This is a genomic window from Spirillospora sp. NPDC049652, assembly GCF_040675125.1.
In the GTDB taxonomy this organism is placed as follows: domain Bacteria; phylum Actinomycetota; class Actinomycetes; order Streptosporangiales; family Streptosporangiaceae; genus Spirillospora.
Window position 1 is genome coordinate 1 of sequence record NZ_JBFAOF010001503.1, and the last position, 1,206, is coordinate 1,206.

At 75.0% G+C, this 1,206-nt stretch carries 2 protein-coding genes; both read left to right on the top strand.

Annotated features, from left to right (window positions below; all coding sequences use genetic code 11):
• A partial coding sequence (locus AB0J52_RS41465; RefSeq protein WP_500188760.1) for a helix-turn-helix domain-containing protein occupies positions 1 to 276 on the top strand: 276 nt, incomplete at its 5' end.
• A 90-nt stretch (positions 277 to 366) separates the two neighbouring features.
• On the top strand, positions 367 to 1,206 hold an 840-nt coding region (locus AB0J52_RS41470), incomplete at its 3' end, for a hypothetical protein (protein WP_500188762.1).

The following is a 1,206-nucleotide window of genomic DNA, read 5'->3' on the forward strand; positions in this document are numbered from 1 at the left end:
CGCCGCCTGGTCGAGGACCTCGTCCGCCGCCCCGGGCACGGTGTCGCGCCGCTGCTCGCCGCCCGCCTGGACGGCCTGACCGAGCGCGAGGCCGAGATCCTCCGCCTGGTCGCCCGCGGCCTGTCCAACGCCGAGATCGCCGGGGCGCTCGTGGTCAGCGAGTACACGGTGAAGACGCACGTGAGCCGTGTCCTGGCCAAGCTCGGCCTGCGCGACCGCGTCCAGGCCGTCGTGTTCGCCTACGAATCCGGCCTCGTCACCCCCGGCGCCCCCTGACGCTTCGGCGGGGTCGTCCGGACGGAGTACGGCAGGGATCGGGCTCGCGCCGGACGCGGGCGAAGGGCCGCCCGGCGAACGATCGAGGGCATGAGAACCGTACTGATCGGCCTGGTCGTGCTGTCGGGCGCGCTGTTCGCCCTCGGCACCGGCCTGCATCCGGTCTTCGTGTTGACGTGGCTCGCGCCCCTCCCACTGCTGTGGGCGACGGCGCGGATGAGCGGACGCGTGGCCTTCGCCGCCTCGGCCGCCGTGTGGACGGCCGGGCAGGCGCCGATGGTGGGCTACTACCACGGCGTCCTCGAAACCCCGGTTCCGCTGGTCGTGGCGATCCTCGCCGGTCCCGCGCTGGTGTTCGGCGGGCTGGCGGCCGTCCACCGGCGGCTGGTGCTGGCCGACCGTCCGCTGCGGGCGGCCGGAGTGTTCGCCGCCGGATGGACGTCGCTGGAGTACGCCCTGTCGCTCGCCATGCCGCACGGCGCCTGGTGGAGCCTCGCCTACACGCAGGCGGACGTCGGGCCGGTGATCCAGGTGGTGTCGGTGACCGGGGTCTGGGGCGTGACGTTCCTGCTCATGGGCGTCCCGGCGGCCGTCGCCACGATGCGTCCGCGTGCGGTCGGGACGGCCGCGGCGCTGCTCGGGACCGTCCTCGGGTTCGGGGCGGTGCGGATGGCGACGGCCCCGCGTCCGGACGGCGAGACCGTGGCCCTGCTCGCGACCGAGCACCCCAACGACGAGATCGACATGGCCGCCCCCGAGGGACGGGCGCTCCTCGCCGCCTACGTCACCCAGGCCCGGACGATCAAGGCCGCCGCGATCGTCCTGCCGGAGAAGAACTTCGTCGCCGACGACCGCACCCTGCCGCTGCTGACCGGGCCGCTGGCGCGGCTGGCGGCCGAGCGGCGCACGGTCGTCGTCGCCGGGGTCACC